Origin of the sequence: Halobacillus amylolyticus (genome assembly GCF_022921115.1) — a bacterium.
GTDB lineage: Bacteria > Bacillota > Bacilli > Bacillales > Halobacillaceae > Halobacillus_A > Halobacillus_A amylolyticus.
In genome coordinates, this window is the sequence record NZ_CP095075.1 from 1,539,340 (window position 1) to 1,561,564 (window position 22,225).

21 protein-coding genes and 1 pseudogene are annotated in these 22,225 nt (G+C 40.2%); 4 read left to right on the forward strand and 18 right to left on the reverse strand.

The window, feature by feature from the left end; genetic code table 11:
* Positions 1-60: 60 nt before the first annotated feature.
* From MUO15_RS08105 to MUO15_RS08120, 4 genes are all read right to left on the reverse strand, one after another.
* Entirely contained in the window at positions 61-930 is an 870-nt protein-coding gene (locus tag MUO15_RS08105) for a DNA-3-methyladenine glycosylase family protein (RefSeq protein WP_245035041.1), read from the reverse strand.
* A gap of 190 nt (positions 931-1,120) precedes the next feature.
* A complete protein-coding gene (gene pdaA, locus MUO15_RS08110) occupies positions 1,121-1,903 on the reverse strand; it encodes a delta-lactam-biosynthetic de-N-acetylase (RefSeq protein ID WP_245035042.1) in 783 nt (260 codons plus the stop codon).
* 91 nt (positions 1,904-1,994) lie between these two features.
* Entirely contained in the window at positions 1,995-3,308 is a 1,314-nt protein-coding gene (locus MUO15_RS08115) for a Na+/H+ antiporter family protein (protein ID WP_245035912.1), read from the reverse strand.
* A 179-nt stretch (positions 3,309-3,487) separates the two neighbouring features.
* Positions 3,488-3,634: an SE1561 family protein gene (locus MUO15_RS08120; RefSeq protein ID WP_245035043.1), complete on the reverse strand. Its 147-nt coding sequence runs from the start codon at positions 3,632-3,634 to the stop codon at positions 3,488-3,490.
* A 154-nt stretch (positions 3,635-3,788) separates the two neighbouring features.
* Here MUO15_RS08120 and MUO15_RS08125 point away from each other — a divergent pair, with 154 nt between their 5' ends.
* The gene (locus MUO15_RS08125) at positions 3,789-4,649 is read left to right on the forward strand and encodes a mechanosensitive ion channel family protein (protein ID WP_245035045.1); all 861 of its coding nucleotides are present in this window, start codon (positions 3,789-3,791) and stop codon (positions 4,647-4,649) included.
* A gap of 6 nt (positions 4,650-4,655) precedes the next feature.
* On the opposite strand, the gene MUO15_RS08130 is transcribed toward MUO15_RS08125, so the two are convergent.
* The 3 genes from MUO15_RS08130 to MUO15_RS08140 form a co-directional block, all read right to left on the reverse strand.
* A complete protein-coding gene (locus MUO15_RS08130) occupies positions 4,656-5,453 on the reverse strand; it encodes a YfkD famly protein (protein WP_245035046.1) in 798 nt (265 codons plus the stop codon).
* A gap of 62 nt (positions 5,454-5,515) precedes the next feature.
* Positions 5,516-6,127, reverse strand: a complete 612-nt coding sequence (locus tag MUO15_RS08135) for a YczE/YyaS/YitT family protein (RefSeq protein ID WP_245035047.1) — start codon at positions 6,125-6,127, stop codon at positions 5,516-5,518.
* A gap of 110 nt (positions 6,128-6,237) precedes the next feature.
* Complete coding sequence (locus tag MUO15_RS08140) at positions 6,238-6,630, reverse strand: OsmC family protein (protein WP_245035048.1); 393 nt, start codon at positions 6,628-6,630, stop codon at positions 6,238-6,240.
* Between the two features lie 150 nt (positions 6,631-6,780).
* Between MUO15_RS08140 and MUO15_RS08145 the strand changes: the two genes are divergently transcribed.
* Positions 6,781-7,950, forward strand: coding sequence for an MFS transporter (locus MUO15_RS08145; RefSeq protein ID WP_245035049.1), 1,170 nt, complete (start codon positions 6,781-6,783; stop codon positions 7,948-7,950).
* Between the two features lie 81 nt (positions 7,951-8,031).
* On the opposite strand, the gene MUO15_RS08150 is transcribed toward MUO15_RS08145, so the two are convergent.
* The 7 genes from MUO15_RS08150 to MUO15_RS08180 all read right to left on the reverse strand — a co-directional run bounded on the left by MUO15_RS08150 (position 8,032) and on the right by MUO15_RS08180 (position 14,044).
* Positions 8,032-8,985, reverse strand: coding sequence for a calcium/sodium antiporter (locus MUO15_RS08150; protein WP_245035050.1), 954 nt, complete (start codon positions 8,983-8,985; stop codon positions 8,032-8,034).
* 90 nt (positions 8,986-9,075) lie between these two features.
* Positions 9,076-10,098 carry a metal ABC transporter solute-binding protein, Zn/Mn family gene (locus MUO15_RS08155; RefSeq protein ID WP_245035051.1) on the reverse strand — a complete coding sequence of 341 codons (1,023 nt, stop codon included), beginning with the start codon at positions 10,096-10,098 and terminating at the stop codon, positions 9,076-9,078.
* A 136-nt stretch (positions 10,099-10,234) separates the two neighbouring features.
* Positions 10,235-10,645: a Fur family transcriptional regulator gene (locus MUO15_RS08160; RefSeq protein WP_244752134.1), complete on the reverse strand. Its 411-nt coding sequence runs from the start codon at positions 10,643-10,645 to the stop codon at positions 10,235-10,237.
* Positions 10,642-11,499 carry a metal ABC transporter permease gene (locus tag MUO15_RS08165; RefSeq protein WP_245035053.1) on the reverse strand — a complete coding sequence of 286 codons (858 nt, stop codon included), beginning with the start codon at positions 11,497-11,499 and terminating at the stop codon, positions 10,642-10,644. The genes MUO15_RS08160 and MUO15_RS08165 overlap by 4 nt, the downstream gene beginning before the upstream one ends.
* Positions 11,496-12,275, reverse strand: a complete 780-nt coding sequence (locus tag MUO15_RS08170; RefSeq protein WP_245035054.1) for a metal ABC transporter ATP-binding protein — start codon at positions 12,273-12,275, stop codon at positions 11,496-11,498. Before MUO15_RS08170 ends, MUO15_RS08165 begins: the two co-directional genes overlap by 4 nt.
* Before the next feature lie 183 nt (positions 12,276-12,458).
* Positions 12,459-13,151 (reverse strand): amino acid ABC transporter permease, encoded by a 693-nt coding sequence (locus MUO15_RS08175; protein ID WP_245035056.1) that lies wholly within the window; start codon positions 13,149-13,151, stop codon positions 12,459-12,461.
* A gap of 11 nt (positions 13,152-13,162) precedes the next feature.
* Positions 13,163-14,044: a transporter substrate-binding domain-containing protein gene (locus MUO15_RS08180; RefSeq protein ID WP_245035058.1), complete on the reverse strand. Its 882-nt coding sequence runs from the start codon at positions 14,042-14,044 to the stop codon at positions 13,163-13,165.
* Between the two features lie 298 nt (positions 14,045-14,342).
* Between MUO15_RS08180 and MUO15_RS08185 the strand changes: the two genes are divergently transcribed.
* On the forward strand, positions 14,343-16,265 hold the full coding sequence (locus tag MUO15_RS08185; RefSeq protein WP_245035060.1) for a heavy metal translocating P-type ATPase: 1,923 nt from the start codon (positions 14,343-14,345) through the stop codon (positions 16,263-16,265).
* 66 nt (positions 16,266-16,331) lie between these two features.
* Here the strand turns inward: MUO15_RS08185 and MUO15_RS08190 are convergent.
* The 3 genes and pseudogenes from MUO15_RS08190 to MUO15_RS08200 all read right to left on the reverse strand — a co-directional run bounded on the left by MUO15_RS08190 (position 16,332) and on the right by MUO15_RS08200 (position 17,986).
* Positions 16,332-17,089, reverse strand: a pseudogene (locus tag MUO15_RS08190) (YihY/virulence factor BrkB family protein).
* 88 nt (positions 17,090-17,177) lie between these two features.
* Complete coding sequence (locus MUO15_RS08195; protein WP_245035062.1) at positions 17,178-17,507, reverse strand: YtxH domain-containing protein; 330 nt, start codon at positions 17,505-17,507, stop codon at positions 17,178-17,180.
* Positions 17,507-17,986, reverse strand: coding sequence for a low molecular weight protein-tyrosine-phosphatase (locus tag MUO15_RS08200; protein WP_245035064.1), 480 nt, complete (start codon positions 17,984-17,986; stop codon positions 17,507-17,509). The genes MUO15_RS08195 and MUO15_RS08200 overlap by 1 nt, the downstream gene beginning before the upstream one ends.
* Positions 17,987-18,229: 243 nt before the next feature.
* On the opposite strand from MUO15_RS08200, the gene MUO15_RS08205 reads away from it, so the two are divergent.
* Positions 18,230-19,591 (forward strand): alanine/glycine:cation symporter family protein, encoded by a 1,362-nt coding sequence (locus MUO15_RS08205; protein ID WP_449727940.1) that lies wholly within the window; start codon positions 18,230-18,232, stop codon positions 19,589-19,591.
* A 414-nt stretch (positions 19,592-20,005) separates the two neighbouring features.
* On the opposite strand, the gene MUO15_RS08210 is transcribed toward MUO15_RS08205, so the two are convergent.
* The gene (locus MUO15_RS08210) at positions 20,006-22,186 is read right to left on the reverse strand and encodes a sensor domain-containing protein (protein WP_245035068.1); all 2,181 of its coding nucleotides are present in this window, start codon (positions 22,184-22,186) and stop codon (positions 20,006-20,008) included.
* Positions 22,187-22,225: the final 39 nt, after the last annotated feature.

A 22,225-nucleotide genomic window follows, 5' to 3' on the forward strand; every position in this document is an offset into this window, starting at 1 on the left:
CAGGTAACTTTTTAACATCATACGAGTTGTTGCGCTAAAATATGACCTCAACTGATACTTTTATCCTTCAATACTTCGCCAAAGTGTTAGTGAAGCATAGCTTCTAAGAGGTTCCCAGCCCACACTTTGTTGATCCATTTGTTCGTAATCAGGCTTATTATCAAGCTCAAAATAACGTTTTAATGCGTTTTGAATACCTATATCAGCCCTAGGAAATAAATCTTCTCTCCCAACCCCGAACATCAACCAATTTTCTGCCGTCCATGGGCCAATGCCTCGAATTTTTACAAGTTTTTTCATTACCTCCTCGTTCGACTGTTCAGCTAGGCCCTGCAAATCTAACTCTCCCCTGGTAATTAGGCGTGACGTATCTATAACATATTCCGCTTTTCTTTGACTAAACTGCAATTCTCTTAGCTGGTTATAATCTAATTCAGCAATGACTTCTGGCTGTGGATAAAACCATACACCGTCCCTTTGAAACCCAAATTGCTCAACGAACCTTTTTGTTAGTATATGGGCAAACTTGATATTTAATTGCTGATGGATAATCACCTTCATTAAACAATCATATAAGTGAAAATCTTTTACAATAGGGGTCCCAGGATAGTTATTAAATAAGCTTTTTAGGCTTGTATTTAAAAAGTGCCTATGTATCTCGTCCAAATCACGATCCCACCGAAATAATTTATAAATGTGTTCGATTAATTCCTCCTTGTTCTCTTCACTCTCCCCTCGGATTTCAAACACAGGACTTTCGACTGTTCCATGACCGATCACACGGACTACATATGGCCGATCACCTAATTTAACAGGTACATTCACCCATCTTTCTTTTCTATTCAAAGATGTTAACGGGTCCATAGACCATCTCGCTAATGTATAATCAAAATCATATGTACTAACTGCTTCAACTTCTATTTTCCACATATTGATCCTCCTCAAAAGATAAAAGGCTAAACGCTTTGATTAGTTCTTACTAAGTATGTATGACTACGAAAAACTGAATATCCTTAAGACCTTCTATACTCAATTCGACTTTAGTCCCGTATTATCCTTTTAAACCAATGAAATGAAAAAATGACCCGACTAATAATAAGTCAAGTCATTCTAACAGAAACTATAGACCAGTGATGGGAAATGGCAAAAGTTTTTTCATCATTAAGTCGTTTAAGCTTCCAAAGTGATACCCTCTCTTTCGCAATTGCACGATCAACTCGTTTAATGCATCTGCGTTATCTTTTGAAACCGTGTGTAATAATACAACTGCTCCCGGGTGGATTTGACCTAGTATACTTTGATAAGCATATTCCCAGCCTTTTTGTTTGTCTGTTTCCCAATCTACAAATGCAATCGACCAAAAGGCGTGAATATAGCCTAGCTCTCTCGCCCACTTTAATGTTTGCTCATTAAACTTACCTTTTGGCGGGCGCACATATGTCATCGTGTCTTGATCTGTCAATTCCTGAACAGCCTCCTCCACCTTAGAGAGTTCCTTCTTCATTTCTTGTTTAGATAACTCGGTAAAATCCGGATGGCTCCAGGAATGGTTCCCAATAATATGGCCTTCGTTAGCCATTCTTTGCACCAACTCTGGGGCACTATTGATATAGTGACCTGTTACGAAAAATGCAGCAGGAACTTGTTGCTCCTTTAATATGTCGAGCACTTTCGCTGTATGCCCTTGTTCGTACCCGTTATCAAAGGTTAAATAGATCATTTTTTCATCTGAATGATCAACGTAAAAACCATCATACTTCTCAATTAATGGACCATAACTTCCTACTTCAGGAATCTTTCCATCCTTACTCTTTTTATAACCCCAGCCTTCAGCAAAAACTGTAGTTATCGGCATCGTAAGTAATGTAAAAGCTATAAACAAGGTAAATAGTCGTCGCGGCATAACGATCACTCACTTTTTCCTTAGTATGTGAAAGTCATGAACAATTATTGATAAAAACCGATTGGAAATCATCCCCATTAACTTAGCTAAATTAAAGCACCAATGAAGCAACCCATCCAAAAATAAATAACGGAATATTAAAATGAAGAAAGGTTGGCACACACGTATCCCATATGTGATTGTGCTTACCATCTGCATTTAACCCTGATGTTGGCCCAAGTGTGCTGTCTGAAGCAGGTGAACCTGCATCACCAAGTGCACCAGCGGTTCCAATTAAGGCAGCTATGGCCATTGTTGAAAAGCCTGCGCTAATGCAAATAGGTACAAATAAAGCTGCAAGAATAGGTACAGTTGCAAAAGAAGAACCAATTCCAATTGTCACGACCAGACCGACAAGTAATAAGACAAAGGCGATCAACGCTTTATTATCCCCTAAGTAATTTGAACTTGCATCGACCAGTGCAGAAACTGACTCGGTTTGAGTTAATACATTGGCGTAGCCCGCTGCTACAAGCATAACAAAAGCAATGGTTCCCATCATGGCGATCCCCTCTGTAACGACACGATCACCTTTTCTAAACGGTACCACCTTAAAAATAAACATCAGTGTTAATCCAGCTAGCGCCGCCAGGACAAGGTCTTTCCAGTAGGCTTGAATAAATAAAGTTACAATAATGGCAACAAGGGTCAAACCATGTTTCCTGCTAAAACGTTCGGCTGTGAATTTTTGCAAGAGCTGGTCGGTTTTCTCTTCATGTTCCTCCGTTGGTAATGGTCTTTTGTTTTTACGATACGTAATAAATACAGCAAATAACAAACCAACAACCATTCCTAAACCAGGGATGAACAAGGATTTGGCGATCGTATTAATGGTGATGGACACTCCATTTGATTCCATTGCCTGTTGAATTGTTTGGTGAAAAATATAACCAAAACCAATCGGAATCATAATGTACGGAGCTTTAAGCCCAAATGTAAGGGCAGTAGCAACCGCTCGCCGGTCAATCTGCATACGATCAAACATATGGAGTAAAGGCGGTATTAATATAGGAATAAAAGCAATATGAACAGGGATAACATTTTGTGATAAACTTGCTATTCCTGCAATAACCAATACTGTAAACGTGCGCATGTCCTTAAGTACACGCAGCAAATAGCCGACTAACATGCTGGTAATTCCTGAGTAGCTGATAGCTACAGCAAATGCTCCAAGCAGAATATAGCTTAAAGCCACGCCTGCCTGGTCCCCCATACCGCTTACAAGTACTTCTAAAGAACTAACTAAAGATTCACCATTCATTAATCCAGCTATAAGACCCGCTGCAAGAATGGCGATGATCACATTGACTCGAACTAAACTTAAGATGGTTAGAGCGAGTACAGATACAATAACAGCTAATGCCATCATGATCGCTCCTCTCTATGCTGTTTTCTTTCTCTTTCTTACATTAACGATTTATCATAATAAAGCAATGGAAACAAAAAATCAACCCTCATCTTTTGATGAGAGCATCGGCTTTTGGAACCAGTCCATATCCGTTTCACTAAAAAAATTTGATATACGACCACTTGGCATAAATATGATTAGATCTTTTGCTCAAGCTCTTCAAGCATTTTAATAAGCTGATCAATATCCTCTATCGATGTTTCTTCTGGATCCATCTTATCGACACGATTCATAAAGGCAGATAAGCGTCCTTTAAGATCACTCAATTTCTCTTGTTGTGACATTTCACTGAACTCCTTCCATGTTCATGTTTGGTTTAAGACTGCCTTGCCTATCATAGTACAAAGCGTATCATGTGTCTAACCATGATCTATTGGCTAAGCATGCTATAATACAGTTTAGAATAGTAAGTGTTCAGACGTAGAGGAGGTAATTCAAGTGGAACTATTCGGAACTAATATTTTGGAACTCATCACAAATAGCACAACCATTACCATTATTGTCTGTGCCATCATCCTATTTATTGCTGTGATTATTATCCGAAAAGTCATTCGCTCGTTCTTTTCGCGTACTTCCTTTATTGAAGAACGGAAAGAGCAGACGCTTGAAGCAATGATCAATTCGATTATTAGTTATATCGCCTTGATTAGTTTTATCATCGTTGTATTATCGCAACTTGGAGTTGACATTGGGAGAATCCTTGCCGGTGCTGGAATTATTGGGGTTATTATTGGCTTTGGTGCTCAAAGCTTGATAAAGGACTTCTTTGCAGGACTTTTCCTCTTATACGAGGAACAACTGCATAAAGGCGACTATATCACACTAAACAACATGCATCACGGTACCGTTGAAGATATCGGGCTTCGTTTTCTCAAAATTAGGGAATGGAGTGGAAAGCTGTTAACGATAAGCAATGGACAAATCCATACGATAGAAAATTATAACTTCGAATATATGCGTGTAATCGAGAATGTCACGACAAATTTTCGTGAAGACCCAAGAACAGTTTTTAATGCGTTAGAGAAAACCTGTGAACGCTTAAATGAAGAGCTGGCCATATACCTAAAAAGAGATCTCACTAGAAAAACGATCGAGCCCTTCCAGGTGTATGGGATGACTTCATTAAACGATCACTATCATGGTTATCAATATACAATAACAGGTGTTGTTGAAGACCTTGTTTACTGGACGGCATCGAAAGAAACGCGCCGTATCATAGCCGAGACAATGTACGATCATAACATTGCCATGGCGGAACAGCGCGTTCAAGTGCAGTCTTATACCACTAAAGAGGAGTAAAACTTATTACTTTAGTTCAAATGAAAAGCCGACATGATCTTGAATTGGGATCCAGGCCCCAATTCCTTGTCTTGTGACGTTTTTTACTTCCAAACTCTTCTTCGAGCCTTTCAGCTTTATATAAACGTCGCCAAAGGCCACTTCACCTTTTTCGTTAATAGCAGGGGCGTAAGCATGGAGAATCCCTGTTTTATTTACTGGTACAGAGTAAGTATTCTTCTGCTTTGTACCGGCTCCAATTACTGTATGAAAAGACAACGGAAGCTTCGTGTTTTTCTGGGCTTCCAATAAAATGAGCTTCATCATTTGCTCACTATGGCTGATTTTTGATGTCAATCCACCTTTAATATGCTTTTCTTCCTTTTGCTCATAGCTCATTTTCTCAGGCTGATTGCCACCGTGATTGTCTAGTTCATTCACATTAATCTCTTGATACTCCCAATTAATGTTTGATTCTTTTGACTCGTAGGCTAAAGGCCATCTTCCTAAGAAAATTTCAGCCCGGTAACCTAACGCAAAAGGGGAAGGCTTGAGCGTTGTTTCATTTAAAATTTCGATTAATTGCGGATTTGTAATACGCAATTCTGATTCTTCCATCAACTCATCTGTTAATTCTTCAGCCTCTAATACTTCCTGATCATCGGTTGAATTAGGATACGTATTATCTTTCGAAATGTTTAGAACATGGTTTGGTATAGTTGAGTTCTTACCGTTTTCCTTATCCTTAGCTTGTGTATCTAGGGGGGTGGGAATCAAAGAGATAAAGCCAATAAGAACGATAAGTCCCAGCCACTTAAATTTCATCCTGCATGGACCACCTTTCATTTTCCTATAGCTTGTGAAAATTGGTCCCGAACTATTCTACATTATGAAATCATTTTCTCCATGACTCGCTTCGCCTTTGGATCAAAAAATTGAATCGTTGGTCCGATTAATACAAGGATAATAACTGTGCCAAGGCCAATGGGGCCGCCTAATCCAAGGGCTAGAATCAATGCAAATGCCTCTGTCATTGTTTTTGCGGTTGTTAATGAAAAGCCAAATCTTTTCTGCAATGCCACCATAAAGCCATCAATGGGATTTAGTGAATATTTTGGCTGTAAATACAAGGAAACACCAATAGCAATCACGAGTACACCTGTGATTAAGACAGCGAACTGTGTGAGAAATCCAGTAAACGTCACGTGTCTAAAGCCGGTAATCAGCCAGAAATCGATCATTTTTCCGATCACTAAAATGGTAATTACCGCTAACAGGTCTGGTCGTTCTTTTGCGATCAATGAATTCGTAACGATTAAAATCGCTCCGATAATAATCACCCAGTTACCAACAGTTAATCCGATGGTCTCTGTTAACCCAACATTCATCGCATCCCATGCTCCTGCCCCAAGTTCTGCCTTAATCGTTAAGGTAATTCCAAGTGAGATAATAATTAAGCCAGCTATATAAAAAAACATCTTAATGAGAAAAACCTTCATTTTAACACCCCTATGTAGAAAAGTGAAACGCTTGGAAAGACTCGAAAAACAGATGCCTATAAACAAAAAAAGAGCTCCATCCTGTTCGTTTCAGGATAGGCTCCTTTATTTTACCTGCTTAGTTGAATACACTCAAGCGTTTCTTCTATTTCTATACTGTCTTTAACGGATTGAACCATGGAACAATTATTACTGGATATATCTAAATTTTTCAGCAGCTTATCCTGGTTTAAACGGTAGCCCTTGACAACAAAGTGCAAACTAATCTTTTCAATGCGATTTGCTTCTTCTGCATTTCGTTCCACATCCGCTCGCACAATAATATCCTCATAGTCGATCCTCTGTTTATCAAGGATTTTCCTATAGACACTTAAACTGCAGCCAGCGATTGATGATGTCATTAATTGGTATGGACGAAAACCGTACGCTTCATCACCTGATATGTCTAACTCTCCATACTCAAAGGACGTACGAATCCCTTCTCCTTTAATATAAAATTCCATTGTATCGTTCCCCTTTCAATTTTTTTCTCTTACCTATATAATAACCTTTTTCACCAAGTAAATAACATACCGATTATATATCCTTGCCTGTGGGGTTCAATTTCGTTTACTATAATATGGATGTTTAAAGTGATAAGGAGGGTGGAAGCTGTGGTTTCGATACGAACGAGGTTTTGGATTCTAATTGGACTTGTAACAATTTCCGGCTTTTCTCAAGGGATGCTGCTTCCATTGTTGGCCGTGATCCTTGAGAAAAATGGAGTATCTTCCTCTATAAACGGTCTTCATGCTACAGGACTATACATAGGAATTTTGCTATCATCGCCATTTATGGAAAAGCCGCTTCAGAAAATAGGCTATAAGCCACTCATTTTAATTGGCGGAGCTCTCGTTTTCGTTTCCCTTGCATTGTTTCCTTTTTGGCAAGCTTTATGGTTTTGGTTTGCTCTACGTATGCTTATCGGTATAGGTGATCAAATTCTTCATTTTGGAACGCAAACATGGATTACTGCAACTGCTGCTAATGAATCCCGCGGGAAAAGCATTGCTTACTACGGATTATTTTTTAGTGTAGGTTTTACGTTAGGTCCTTTGATGACCAACTTACTGTCAGTCAGTATATATGTACCTTTCCTTTTGAGCGCATTATTAAGCCTGATTGTCTGGAGCACCATGTGGTTTGTACGTAATGAAATGCCTGAAAATGATGGTGCCGCTGTGTACAGCACAAGTTCTATAAGTCGATTCAGACAAGCATTGAAGCTAGGATGGGTTGCTTTTCTACCACCGCTCGCCTATGGTTTTCTTGAAGCCACTCTTCATGGAATCTTCCCCGTATATGGGATGAGAATTGGACACGATGTAAATATACTGTCTTTTATTATTCCATCCTTTGCTGCGGCAAGTTTATTTTCGCAAATACCGCTTGGCGCATTAAGTGATAGAATTGGCAGGAAAAAAGTCATTCTTTCGGTCGTTGCAGGGGGGATGTTTGTCTTTTTATTTGCAGCCTTTTTTGAGAGCTCCACTGCCTGGTTGTTTGCGACATTTGCCCTAGGAGGACTTTGTGTAGGCTCGCTATTTTCATTAGGAATATCTTTTATGACGGACCTGCTCCCACGGGAACTACTTCCAGCTGGGAATATTATGTGCGGAATGTCTTTTAGCCTGGGAAGTATTGCGGGTCCTTTCCTATCTGGAGTTTTTATCGATCTATTCCCTGGTCTCTCGTTTTTCTATATTATTGTGGCCCTGCTCGCGGTAGTGTTTATTTCAACCTTGTTGAAGCGTGAACCTCAAGTCCAAGGAGTGAATGTATAAATTCCCCAATACAGAAGAGCAAAAGCACGGGGGCCCGTAGAAAAACCGGCCTACTTGTGAGTAGAACGGTTTTTTTGTTGGCTAATTCCGTAAAATAATGTAAACCAAATAAACGATATATCCAATCGCCAAAACCAGTCCTTCTGTTTTGCCGATTTTATAACTTGTTCTTGAGAAAATGAATAACAATGCAGTCAGTAAAATCATGATTATCACATCAGCAAACACTCTTCCACTAACAGCTAGAGGGGAGATCACTGCTGAGGTACCAAGTACAAATAATATGTTAAAAATATTGCTGCCTACAACGTTTCCAAGTGCGATCTCGCTTTCTTTTTTAAGTGCAGCAGAGATGGATGTGACAAGTTCGGGAAGAGATGTCCCGATCGCAACGATTGTTAAACCGACTAACGTTTCACTCATTCCAAGTGAGTAGGCAATTTGTGTTCCGTTATCCACGACCAGTTGGCCGCCAACAACAATCGCTGCTATACCTATCACAGAATAAGCTATATTTTTCCCCCAGGTTATGTTTTCCGGAATAGGCTCACGATCTGAGTCTTTCCGACTTCTCAAACCAACCTCGATCACATAATACATGAATATCGCTAAAAATAATAAAAAGATTAAGCCATCACCACGTGCGAGCAGGTTACTTCCTCCCCCCTGCAAGACCGTATCAGCCATAAGAATCAATAATACAACACTTGCAAGCAATGTGAATGGAACTTCTTTTTTAACCGTTTCTCCTTCTACTTTTAACGGATATAAAAAGGCCGCTATTCCTACAACAAGGGTGATATTAAAGATATTACTTCCAACTACGTTCCCCAACGAAACGTCAGCACTTCCTTCGAGCGCAGCAATGATACTTACCGTTGCCTCAGGAGAGCTCGTGCCAAAGGAGACAATCGTTAAGCCGATTAGGATCGTAGGAACGTGAAGCAACCTGGCAATATTAGCAGACCCATCAACGAATAGATCTGCTCCTTTGATTAATAAAGCAAAACCAACAATTAGTAAAAGATAAGCCATCTGTGTTTTCTTCCTTTTTCCAGTTTAGTACTCTTGTTCCCTAAGGTTAATCTAATAAAACCTGCAAATTGATTCGCTAGCGAATCATCTTTATTTAGATAAAGCTTTAATAAGGACTTCTAAATTCTGTTTCATCAAACTAAAATAATCTTCCTCATTTGAAATATCCTCATCTGTTAATACCGAAAGATTGTGAATTCTTAATGGTTCAGCGCCAATTTCGTTTTGCACGATTTCAGAAACTTTTGGTGTTACATTTTGTTCAAATAAAACATAATTCAACTGGTTCTTCTCGGCAGTTTGAATGATCTCTTCAAGTTCTTTCTGTGAAGGTTCACTCGTAGGACTTAAGCCCGAAACAGCGATTTGCTCTATTCCGTATGCTTGCTCCCAATATCCATAAGCAGCATGTGAAACTATAATTTTATCCTTAGGAGTGTTTTCCAATTGATCATGAAATTGCTGATCTAGTGTAAGCAGCTTTTCCTCAAGTTGGTTGAAATTCTTGTTGAACTGACTTTCTGACCCTGGTTGCAATTCTATAAGCACTTCTTTTATATTCTCAGCCAATTGAATAGAGCGAATTGGATCAAGCCATATATGGGGATCTTGGCCCTGATGGTCATGGCTATGTCCCTCTTCATGTAAATGAGCCTCTTCTTCAGATTCCTTTCCCTCTTTGTGGGAATGACTTCTCTCAGCTTGTTCACCTTCTCCATGAGAGTTCTCTTCATCGTCATGATTATGGACATGCTCTTCAAGTTTCACTCCCATTGAGGCTTCTAAGATCTGTACACCTTCAGGCTTAACAGACTCCGCTATCGTTTCGGCATACGATTCAAGTCCGGCTCCACTGTATATAAACGCGTCCGCTTCAGCTATCTTTATCATTTCTTTTGTTGTCGGCTCATAGGTATGAGGATCAGTGCCTGGTGGTAAAATTGAAGTCACCTGTGCTGCATCTCCAGCGATCTGTTTCGTAAAGTACTGTAATGGATAAACTGTCGTATTAATTTTAAGCTGATTGTCTGCTGAATCTTCATTGGGCGTTTCATTTCCACAAGCAGATAAAACTAATGTAAGTAAAAAGATAAGTCCTATATATTTCTTCATTGATATTCCTCCCCCTCCTCATCCCTATTCCAAAACGAATTATATCGTAATGATTACCATTTGTAAATAGTAATCATTACTTTTAATTTCCAAACTCCAAAAGAAAAGTCTACGACTCGGCGATCGTAGACTTTTCTTAATTACATTGCGGGCATTTTCCATAAATCTCAAATTTATGGTTTTCTATATCATAGCCGTTAAGATGTTCATTTATGGTCTCCATTGGGCAGAACTCAATCGATTTCGTTTTGCCGCAGTCCGTACAAATAAAGTGGTGGTGATGACCATGAGTATCACAACCTAAACGAAAGTGTTTTTCACCGCTGAGCTCTGTAGCTTCAAGGATTTCCTCATCTGTTAATAAATAAAGATTACGATAAATCGTATCATAGCTCACACTAGGGAAATCTTCTTGAATTTCTTTTAAAATTGTTTTGGCAGCGATATATTGATCTTGGTTTACGAAGATTTCAACAATACGCTCCCTTTGCCGTGTGCGTTTGTACCCTTTTTCCTTTAGGCGTTGCAAAGCTGTTTCCACATTCATATCGTTTCACCCTTTGTATAGAGTTGAATTCTAACCTTCTTGTAAAGGATCGACATCATTAGTATGATAATCGCAGTCAACACAATTGTACCTCCTGGCGGTACACTTAAATGATAAGAGGAGTACAAGCCAAGAATAACCGATAGTTCCCCAAACGCAATCGATAGTCCAATGGTTTGTTTAAAGCTTGTAGCAATTCTTAAAGCAGCCGCTACAGGCAATGTCATTAATGCAGACACGAGTAAAATTCCGACGACCTGCATGGCTGATGCGATAACGAGCGCCACCATAACAATAAATAAAAGATGAACCCACTTGCCATTCACTCCCGAAATGGAGGCATGTTCTTCATCAAAAGAAAGTACAAACAATTCTTTATAAAAAAGTATAACAATAGATAGAACAATAATGGTAATAATTAAAACAGTCCACATGTTTGTACGGCTGACAGCGGTCACACTGCCAAATAAATAACTAAATAAATCTGTATTGAAACCGTCCGCTAACGAAATTAATAGCACACCTAAACCAATTCCGCCAGATAAAATAATCGGAATCGCTAATTCTTCATAGTGCTTATACACTTTACGCAGCTTCTCAATTAAAATAGCACCACCGACTGAAAACACCATTCCCATATAAACGGGATTAAGGTCATGAATACCCGATACCTTTTTCTCAAGTAGAAGACTGGCTGCAATTCCCGTTAATGTAATGTGGGAGAGAGCGTCAGCAATAAGCGAGAGACGTCGCACCACGATAAAGACACCTAACAGCGGTGCTACAATTCCGATAAGTATCCCCGTAATCGCGGCATTTTGTAAGAATTCATATTGAAAAAAACTTTCAATCATAACTGGTTCTCCTCGTGTTGATAGTTATGTGTGAGCTGTTGCACAGAATGTCCATATAAACGGTTCAAGGCCTCATCATCAAATTCCTTGTATTCCTCAGATGCCCCGTGGAAGTGTACTGTTTTGTTCATGCACACAACATGAGTAGCATGTTCCGTTATCGTTCCAATATCATGTGTCACCATCAGTAGGGAGATGCCTTGTTCACTATTTAACTTTGCTAACAGGTCGTAAAAGTCTGTGACATGCTTAGCGTCTACTCCTACTGTCGGCTCGTCTAAAATCAGCAATGAAGGATCACTGACAAGTGCTCTTGCGATAAATACACGCTGTTGTTGGCCGCCTGACAGTTCACCTATGCTGTCATAGGCGTATTCTTCCATCTCAACGACGCGCAATGCTTCGATTGCCTTTTCCTTATGTTTGCGATTAAAGAAACGGAAAGCGCCAATTCTGGAAACGAGTCCCGTTTTTACTACTTCCAGGACCGTCGCAGGGAATCCCGAATTAAAGCTATTCGCTTTTTGGGAAACAAATCCTACTTCCTGCCATTTATTAAAATGACGCAGCTTACTCCCGAATAAACGAATATTACCTTCATCGGGTTTAACTAAGCCAAGCATTAATTTAATTAAGGTAGATTTTCCTGATCCATTTGGGCCGACAAGTCCTAGGAACTGTCCTTTATCAATAGATAAGTCAACATCCCGTACAACCCATTCTTTATCATATTTAAAGGAGACATGGTCCACCTCTAAGATTTTTTCTGTATCCATACACAATCCCTCTCGTAATAAGAATGATTACGAATTACATTATAATACGTATGTAGAATGAAGTAAACGAATAATTCATAACCATTACGATTTAATAAAAACGTTTTTAGCAAAATAAAACTTGCTCATGAAATCTAGAATCTTTAACCACAAAAATCGCCGAACTCAGTCGGCGATTTGTTTTCATAAATATTTGTTATACCTACGTTCTAAATAATCCTGAAAGACTGAAAAAATCAGCGTTAACGTCAAGTACACCATTGCTGCCAATATATACATCGTTAACGAATCAGTCGTTCTCCCTGCAACGATTTGAGCCTTATTCAAAATCTCTGGAACAGAAATCATCGCCGCTAAAGATGTTGCTTTTAATATATCAAGAAAGACATTCGCTAAAGGCGGGATGGCGATTCTTGTTGCCTGTGGCATGATAATACGACGCATCGATTTCCAATAAGAAAAACCTAAAGCACGTGCAGATTCCCACTGCCCATGATCGACACTGTTTAGTGAGGAACGATTAATTTCTGCGATATAGGCTGCACTGTTCGTCGCAAACCCTATAATCGCGGCCATAGAAGCAGATAGTGTGATTCCTACAACAGGAAGGCCAAAATAGAGTACAAATAAATAAACAAGAATGGGCGTGCCCCTCATCAAGGTAATATATAGACGTGCTGGCCATCTAAATAAGCGATTGCCCGACCCCCTTGCTACAGCTAAGAAAAAACCGATCACCAAGCCGAGGAGCATGCCTAGGATCGCTACCAACAAAGTATAGGGCACACCTTCTAGCACGAACGGCAAGTTCTCCCATGCACGCTCTGGTACGAAAAGCTTCTCTAAATTAACATCATTTATTTCAATACCAAACATAGTGGAACCCCTTATAGGTCTAACCCTTCAATCTCTCGAATATCGGCTTCTGGTTTCTTAGAAGCATCCTGTCCACCAAAGAATTCTTTTGAAAGATCTGTTAGTGTCCCATCTTCTTTCATTTCATTTAGGGTTTCATCTACCTTTTCTTTCAGTGTAGCAGCCTCTTTAGGCATGACGATCGCTGACTCTGTTGGATGGAATCTTAAATCAGGATGAAGCTGTACTGGGATCTCAGGCAAGGCCTCTAGTGCAAGTGACTGCAAATAATAATCGTTAATGATGAAATCAGTACGTCCATTAGCTACATCACGAAGGTACACATCATTGGCTACATTCCCATAGGTTTTTGTTTCTGCACCAAAATGCTCAGCAATCTGAGCAAAAACAGTTGTTGCTCCACCGCCGTGTTTCTTTCCTTCTAAGTCTTCTAATGTCTCAATCCCTGAAAGGTTAGACTCACGGACAATCATTGTTGAATAGGAATACTTATAGGGTTCGCTGAAAGCAAATTCTTTCTTTCTGCTTTCCGTAATCTCCATATCGTTGATGACCATATCAATTCGTCCGCTGGTAATAGCAGATAACAGTCCGTCGACGCCATACTCCTCAAATGAAAGCTCTAAATCTAAGCGTTTTGCTACTTCACGCATCACTTCCACGTCATAACCTGTAAGTTTATCGGAGTTCTCAGGGTAATAAGAAGTTGGAAAAAGTGTTCCAGAAGTACCAACAACAAGTTCCCCTGCTTCTTGGACTTCACTCCATTTAGAGTCAGCTGCATTGTCTGACCCACTATTTTCACTGGAACCTTCTTCATTTTCGTTTGTACCACATGCTGCCAGAACAACAGAGAACATGAGGATAAGTATAAATAAAAGACCCTTTCGCATGGATATATCCACCTCTCTAAGTTTAAATTTCATACTTACTCAATATAGCAACTTGACACATGTAATATCAACCCATCAAACTTGGCTTCCCTAATAAAAATATGTTGTAACTTTCTGAATTTGTTCAAGCTTATTTATAATAATTATTCTTGACTTACACCGAAGGCATGATAAGATAATAACATATACAATATTATAATAATTATAATCTATATCGATAGCATGTACAATTACTTAACAGATTCACCTGGGATTAATTATGATTACTATTATCAATTAGATACAAGGAGTTGAGAATATGTCTTCTGAAGTACGCTCACAATACAAAAAAATTCCAGGGGTGTTCAGCTCTTCCATTATTGAAAAACTAAAGGAACACTTTGAGTTAGTTGCCGCCCTCTTTAGTGGTTTACTTATATTGACAACTTGGTTTAGCGCTGATCACCTTTCACAAAGCACATACATCACTTTACACATTATTGCATTCATTATAGGCGGATACGCAAAGGCAAAAGAAGGAATAGAAGAAACCTTTCGGGATAAAGAGTTAAACGTGGAATTACTTATGATTCTCGCTGCTATCGGTAGTGCCTCCATTGGTTATTGGACAGAAGGTGCCATTTTAATTTTCATATTTGCTTTAAGCGGGGCACTTGAGACGTACACGATGAACAAGAGCCAGCGAGAAATATCTTCGCTTATGGCCCTACAGCCTAATAAGGCATGGAAAGTTACTAATGATGGCTATATAGAAGTTGATACAGATTCACTCATGGTAAGCGACCATATTTTGGTTAAAGCTGGTGAACGTGTGCCCTCAGACGGGAAGATCGTTAAAGGAGCGACATCTATTGATGAAAGCGCGATTACGGGAGAGTCCCTGCCTGTGTCCAAAGAAAATGGTGCAGACGTTTTTGCTGGTACAGTGACGATTGATGGCAGCATCACTGTCCGGATTACTAAACCATCGACGGATACAGTTTTTAAGAAAATAATGGAGATGGTCCAAACCGCTCAAAGCGAGAAATCTCCATCCCAATTGTTTATTGAACGTTTTGAAAGTACTTATGTAAAAGTGGTCTTAATCGTCGTCGCACTGATGCTGTTCCTTCCCCATTACCTGCTTGGATGGACATGGATGGACACAGTGTATCGGGCGATGATTTTATTAGTCGTTGCTTCCCCCTGTGCTTTAGTTGCATCGATTATGCCGGCAACACTGTCAGCTATTTCAAATAGTGCGCGACATGGAGTTTTATTTAAGGGCGGGGTGCATATCGAGAACCTGTCACACATTGAAGCCATTGCTTTTGACAAAACGGGGACACTTACTCATGGTTTACCTGAGGTAACTGATGTACACATTGCTGATCACTATTATGAAGATGATGTCCTTTCTGTTATTGCCTCCATTGAGCAGGAATCGAACCACCCATTAGCAAAAGCAATCGTCAGTTATGCTAAGCAGCATCAAGCAACCTTCCTCCCTGTAGATAATATGAAAGATGTAAGCGGGCACGGGATAACCGCCATCGTCCGTGGGGAAACTTGGAAGATAGGGAAACCTGAATTCATTGGAACTGACCTAGTAGAATCTTTCCAGGATGGAGCAGCTTATCATTTAGCCGCAGAGGGAAAAACGGTAGTCTTTGCGGCTAATGACGAAGGAATTATTGCCATGCTTGCCTTAAAAGATACAGTTAGAGAAGAAACAAAACAGGCTATCGAGGTGTTAAAACATCGCGGGATCTATACAGTCATGTTAACTGGTGACAACCCGACAACGGCTAAGGCGATCGCTGATGAGGCAGGAATCGATCATTTCGTAGCAAAATGCCTGCCAGACCAAAAAGTAGCAGAACTCAGAGCCTTGAAGAAGCATTTTAAACATATTGCCATGGTAGGAGATGGAATTAATGATGCACCCGCTTTAGCCACAGCAAATGTTGGGATTGCCATGGGAGAAGGCACGGATGTAGCATTGGAAACAGCTGATGTTGTGTTAATGAAAAATGACCTTCCCAGAATCTCAAATGCCATAAAGCTCTCACAAAAAATGAATGGGATCGTGAAGCAGAATGTCATTTTTTCAATAGCTGTAATCATGCTTTTAATTATCAGCAATTTTTTACAGGTACTTGATCTGCCTCTAGGAGTGATTGGACATGAAGGAAGTACAATCTTAGTGATCTTAAATGGATTACGCTTGCTCAAAAGTTAGACCTATTTAGTATGACAAAAAACGCAAAAAGACAGCCCTAGCTTATTAGGCTGCCTCTTTGCGTTTTTAAATAGTAGGCTTTCGCCTTTTCAATAGGACAGCATTAATTTCTCCGCCTAATATAATGACCAGTCCTGAAAGATAGAACCAAATCATCAGCACGATCACACCGCCCAAGCTTCCATAAGTGGCGGAATAGTTACCCATACTATTTACATAGTACGAGAACAGCAAAGATACTAACTGCCAGCCCACAGTTGCAAAAATGGCACCAATCGTGATTTCGCTGATTTTTAGAGTTTTGTTTGGAGCCATTAAATATAAGAAGGAAAGAACAATAAAGAAAATCACAGATGAAATGACCCACCTTAAAGCATCCCATAAAGCGATAAAGCTATCTGATAATCCAAGGAAAGAAAAAACATACGTACCAATAGCATTACCTAGAACCGGGAGCAGGAATGCGATCGCAATAACTAACACCATGGCAATGGTTAGTACGATGGCAGTAAATCTTGCTACAATGAAAGAACGACTTTCATCGACATTGTGAGCCCGGTTAAAAGCTCGCATTAGTCCATTAACCCCGTTGGAAGCTGCCCATAGGGTGCCGAGTATCCCAATGGATAATAACCCTCCACTTCCCTGATTAAGCAATTCATTGACATTTTTAGAGATCATTTCATACGTTTCTGGGGAGCATACGTCCCTATGAACTCGAGCACTCGCTCTTCTTCTATATTTATATAACCTAATAACGTGATAAGAAAAATCATAAATGGGAACAAAGAAAGTAAAAAGAAGTAGGCAAGTTGAGCTGCCATACCGGGAACATTATCTTCCCCAAACCGGGTGAACAGCTCCTTGCCAAACCATATTACCTTACTCAAATTACCTCTCCCCTTTTAATCACTAGGAAGCCTTCTTAGGATCATCCACTGCTTCAAGCTGCTTACTTACATCTTTTTCGATGTCACTAAGCTTATGAAGAGCTTCCTCCGCTTTATTTAAAATCGTTAAAACATCGTCAATACCCTTAGTTATACAATGTGCTAATGACTCATAATTCATACGCAACGAGTGAACAGCTTCGGATGGATGTGCGGCGAACTTTTTACAGGATGCCCCTGCTGTCCGTGTCTTAGTTGTGACATAACGGCGTGTCCCTTTATCAAAAAGCATGATAGCCCCACCTGCAATTGCGCCCAATAACATGCCTTTACATAATTTATGCTGTGTCATTATAATTCCTCCTTAAATTTATGGTTTTGTTTAATTTCATTCAGAAGACCTATGCAGCCTTCCATTACTAACTGATAAACTTGATCGAAATTCCCTGTGAAATAAGGATCGGGTACATCTGTTTCATCTGGATTTGAAGCATAATCCATCAACATCTTAACAGTAACCCCATTTTTCTTTCTTATTGCTTGTAAATCCTGCAAGTTTTTTTGATCCATCGCAATAATGTAATCAAAACGGTCCCAATCTGAAGACTCCACTTGTCTTGCCAGCATACCTTCGAATGAAATCTTATTCTGTTCGAGGATCGCGCGTGTCCCCTCATGAGGGTCGGTACCTACATGCCAATGGCCAATCCCTGCGGAATCGACAGAGATGTGGTCACTTAAGCCTTCCTTTTTAATAAGGTCTCGAAAAATTGCTTCAGCCATTGGAGAGCGGCAAATATTCCCGAGACAAACAAACAACACCTTAAGCATCTTATAAGCTCCCCCATCTTATTATTTCATCTATTAAAGATTATATCGGAAAAAAATAAATCCTTCACCTTTACCTTTAACCTACTATAGTTATTTTCCCATACTTTTACACAGTAACCAATTTTCTAAGCACACATTTTTAAAATTACTTGACATTTCGCGATAATTTTCGGAATATTTTATATATATATACCATGCTTCAAAAGAATAAGTCAGGGGGATTATGTGGAGGATCGAGGAATCATTTATAACTTTTTGAATTGGGCTAGCGGCGTTGTTTGGGGACCGGTATTATTAATTCTTCTTGTTGGTACAGGGGTTTACTTAACGTTACGCCTAGGTTTTCTTCAATTTAAAACACTTCCATATGCTTTAAAACTTGCTTTTAAACCGAGCAAGTCTAGAGAAAACGAGAAAGGGGATATTTCACATTATCAAGCCTTAACTACAGCCTTAGCCGCTACCATTGGAACAGGTAACATAGCTGGGGTAGCCACAGCCGTTGTTTTAGGCGGCCCTGGGGCTGTATTTTGGATGTGGATCACAGCGGTGTTCGGTATGGCGACGAAGTACGCAGAAGCCATCCTTGCTGTAAAATATCGTGTAACAGATAAAAATGGCCAAATGTCCGGCGGGCCTATGTATTATCTTGAACGCGGACTGAAAGCCAAATGGTTGGGCATCTGTTTTGCATTGTTTGGGGCAGTAGCCGCCTTTGGTATTGGGAACATGGTTCAGTCAAACTCTGTCTCTGATGTTATGGAGACAACCTTTAATGTTCCAACATGGGTGACTGGAATTATACTTACCTTCTTTGCTGGTCTTGTCCTTTTAGGAGGAATTAAAAGTATCGGTAGAGTTACGGCCTTCTTTGTACCGATTATGGCCGTCTTTTATATTATTGGTGGTTTAATTATTATTTTCCTAAACCTTGATCAAGTACCGCAGGCATTTGGAACAATCTTCACTGATGCCTTCACTGCCAATGCTGTCGGCGGCGGCTTACTTGGTACAGCTATCCGCTATGGTGTTGCCCGCGGAGTATTTTCAAACGAAGCTGGTTTAGGGTCTGCTCCCATTGCTGCTGCTGCAGCAAGAACGGATTACCCGGGACGTCAGGCACTCGTATCGATGACACAGGTTTTCATTGACACGATTATTGTCTGTAGTATAACCGGATTAACGATCGTCATGGCCGGTCAATATGGCAGCGGACTAGATGGCGCTGATTTAACTTCCGCTTCATTTGGAATGTTTCTTGGTGATATAGGTGCCTACATCGTTACTCTTGGTTTAATTTTCTTCGCCTTTTCAACCATTGTAGGTTGGTCTTATTACGGCGAGAAATGTTTCGGATATCTAACAGGCGGACGCGGGATCGGTGGTTATAAAATTGTATTCGTTCTATTCGTCTTGGTTGGGGCTATCGCTCAGCTTGATACTGTTTGGAAATTTGCAGATGTCATGAACGGCCTAATGGCATTCCCTAACTTAATCGGACTCCTGCTTCTCTCAGGAGTTGTTGCAGCTGAAACAAATAAGTTCCTAAAAGTAGCCAAACAAGAAAAAGCCGAAGAAAAACAAGCAAAATACTCCGAGCAATAAGAAAAGCAGAGGTGTCCCTGTAGACATGACAAGCATAAGCGGAACGGTGCAGTGGGGCGTACTTGCCCCACGGAAGCGAACGCTTATGTCGCGAAGGTCTGCCCCTTGGAGCTAGACAATAAGAGAAGAACAGGTGTCCTGTCATGTTCAAAGGAAGTTCGGCTAAGACCGGCACGTCCTGTGCCAACGCCGAACGCTCCCACATTCTATGGAGCCAAGCATAAGCGAAGCGGCACAGTGAATTAGATTATGGATCAAAAAAACCCGTCAACTGGATTAGAGCACTGAAAAAGTCTGTTTATAGCGAAAAAGAAGATGACTACCTACTATATATAGGTGATCATCTTCTTTTATTGTCATTATGTCGAGTGGATTTCCTTATTAAAATTAACAAATATCACTTTTTCAACGGCCTCAACTGGATGGTGGGTTTTCTTTTGAGGTATAAGTGGATTGTTTCGTTAACAAGTGAACTATTTCTTCTGGAGGAAGTGGCCGGCTAAAATAATAGCCTTGGTAAAATTGGCATTGGTTCTCTTTTAAAAAGGCAAGGACTTCTTCGCTTTCCACCCCTTCTGCCACCACCCCTAACTTGAATGCATCAGCAAGTTGAATCATGGCTTTAACAATCTCTGCATCACTAGGGTCTGTAAGGACATCTTTAGTAAACGTTTGATCTATTTTTAGATAGTGAATAGGAAACTGCCTTAGATAACTTAATGAAGAATAACCTGTTCCAAAGTCATCAATCGCAAGCGACACGCCCATTGACTTTAAATACTGCATGGTTCGAATACAATCTTCGGTATGCTGCATCACGCTATTTTCCGTTACTTCTACTTCTAAATACTCAGGGGCTAAACCTGTCATCGCAAGGATCCGTTGAACTTTACAGGCAAAATCATCTTTCTGAATTTCATTTGCGGATACGTTTACTGCTATTCGTTCAGGAGCATAGCCTAATTCAATCCATTCTTGGTTCTGTCGACAAGCTTCATAAAGAACCCATTCATCGATCTGTGTGATCAAGCCTGTTTCTTCCGCCAATGGGATGAATTCATTTGGGGAAATAATCCCCTTCGTTGGGTGCTCCCATCTAACCAATGCTTCCATACCGTTTATGTACCCTGAGTCCACATCTACCTTAGGCTGATAATGAAGGCTAAGCTGTTTTTTACTAATTGCCTCACGTAAATCTCCTTCGAGAGAAACCAGTTGATTGTAGGAGCGGTTCATACCTTTCGTATAAAAAAGAACACTGTCTCTGCCCCTCATTTTACAATAATGCATCGCAATATCTGCCTTGCCCATCAATTCCTGTGACGTACTGCCATCATTTGGGTAAGTAGACACACCGATACTCATCGTTATAAAGACTTTTTTCCCCATTAAATCGATTGGTCGGCTGACTTGTTCTAAGATCTTCTCTCCGACCTGGTTTGTTTTATTTGGACCAGGATCGTTCCTTATAGCTATGACGAATTCATCACCACCAAGACGATACAAGGTATCATCATCGTCTAAACACGAGCGGATTCTTTCCGTCATCGTTTTGATCACTTGATCTCCCGCAACATGCCCCATTGCATCATTGACATACTTAAACCGATCTAAGTCACAAAACATGATCGTCATCGGCTCTGTATGCTCAGACAGATCAATATATTGCTCAAGGTCTGTTTGCAATTTACGTCGATTAGGAAGATCTGTTAATGGGTCATGATAAGCCATATGGCGAATACGAGATTCCGCATTTTCGTACATCGTTACCTCAACCGCACTCCCTATGACCTCGACAATCTCTCCTCCCACATCTACCGGGGATAACGTTGTATAGAAAATTCGATTTTTGTATGTATGTTTATAGGAAACAGATTTCCCTTCAAAAGCCTGACTATACTGATTTCGATAAAAGGCTGCTTGTTTTTCGCCAAATAACTCAACAAGGCTTTTATTTCGTACATAATCAGTAGTCAGCTCAATTTCACGGGCAAGCTTGCCTTCAAACATTACGAAGAAAAAATCTTTGGAAGATGGATTATACCTTACCTTAAACACTAAGTTGATTAAGGCGTTTACCGTTCTCGTATAATCATCTTGTTCATAATCAAATGAAAGGGGTGGCTTCGACTCCGTTATATCCTGACCAAGTATGAGTACTACATTTTTATTACTAGAGTGAGGCATTGCCACACTCGTCGTCTTATGCCACCGTTCTTCACCAGAGGATGTTTTATAGCATAGTTCCTCTTGCCAAATCCCTTTCCCCTTAAATACAGGAGAATCCCCTCTCATTATTCCGCTTTTATCCCTGACAAGTAATGAAAGCAAGGAACAACCCATCAATTCGGAACAGTTCTTTTGAATAAAGCGGCAAAAAGCCTCGCTCGTTTCTCGTATTATACCTCCCTCATCTAATAAGACCGTGGGCACTACAAGGTCAACAGCTTCTTGTAAAATTTCGCTGCCCTGAACGATACTCCTGATCTCCTCGATAGCTTGTCGGGAGGCTGGTGTCAACTTCTGTTGCTCTTCTAGTACGTTTAGAAGCTGTGTTACCTTTGGTTGATCGAATAATGGGCTGGAATTCAGCATCGCTTTTAGCCTCCGCTAACATTCTTTATTCTAAGTATA

Coding starts and splice junctions, on each gene's coding strand:
- MUO15_RS08200 (WP_245035064.1), bottom strand. CDS start 17,986: ATGCTTAAGGTGTTGTTTGTTTGTCTCGGGAATATTTGCCGCTCTCCA.
- MUO15_RS08150 (WP_245035050.1), bottom strand. CDS start 8,985: ATGGCTTATCTTTTACTAATTGTTGGTTTTGCTTTATTAATCAAAGGA.
- pdaA (WP_245035042.1), bottom strand. CDS start 1,903: ATGCCGCGACGACTATTTACCTTGTTTATAGCTTTTACATTACTTACG.
- MUO15_RS08130 (WP_245035046.1), bottom strand. CDS start 5,453: ATGAAATTTAAGTGGCTGGGACTTATCGTTCTTATTGGCTTTATCTCT.
- MUO15_RS08210 (WP_245035068.1), bottom strand. CDS start 22,186: ATGCTGAATTCCAGCCCATTATTCGATCAACCAAAGGTAACACAGCTT.
- MUO15_RS08165 (WP_245035053.1), bottom strand. CDS start 11,499: ATGATTGAAAGTTTTTTTCAATATGAATTCTTACAAAATGCCGCGATT.
- MUO15_RS08170 (WP_245035054.1), bottom strand. CDS start 12,275: ATGGATACAGAAAAAATCTTAGAGGTGGACCATGTCTCCTTTAAATAT.
- MUO15_RS08160 (WP_244752134.1), bottom strand. CDS start 10,645: ATGAATGTGGAAACAGCTTTGCAACGCCTAAAGGAAAAAGGGTACAAA.
- MUO15_RS08155 (WP_245035051.1), bottom strand. CDS start 10,098: ATGAAGAAATATATAGGACTTATCTTTTTACTTACATTAGTTTTATCT.
- MUO15_RS08180 (WP_245035058.1), bottom strand. CDS start 14,044: ATGCGAAAGGGTCTTTTATTTATACTTATCCTCATGTTCTCTGTTGTT.
- MUO15_RS08105 (WP_245035041.1), bottom strand. CDS start 930: ATGTGGAAAATAGAAGTTGAAGCAGTTAGTACATATGATTTTGATTAT.
- MUO15_RS08175 (WP_245035056.1), bottom strand. CDS start 13,151: ATGTTTGGTATTGAAATAAATGATGTTAATTTAGAGAAGCTTTTCGTA.
- MUO15_RS08185 (WP_245035060.1), top strand. CDS start 14,343: ATGTCTTCTGAAGTACGCTCACAATACAAAAAAATTCCAGGGGTGTTC.
- MUO15_RS08115 (WP_245035912.1), bottom strand. CDS start 3,308: ATGGCATTAGCTGTTATTGTATCTGTACTCGCTCTAACCATCTTAAGT.
- MUO15_RS08135 (WP_245035047.1), bottom strand. CDS start 6,127: ATGAAGGTTTTTCTCATTAAGATGTTTTTTTATATAGCTGGCTTAATT.
- MUO15_RS08140 (WP_245035048.1), bottom strand. CDS start 6,630: ATGGAATTTTATATTAAAGGAGAAGGGATTCGTACGTCCTTTGAGTAT.
- MUO15_RS08195 (WP_245035062.1), bottom strand. CDS start 17,507: ATGACACAGCATAAATTATGTAAAGGCATGTTATTGGGCGCAATTGCA.
- MUO15_RS08120 (WP_245035043.1), bottom strand. CDS start 3,634: ATGTCACAACAAGAGAAATTGAGTGATCTTAAAGGACGCTTATCTGCC.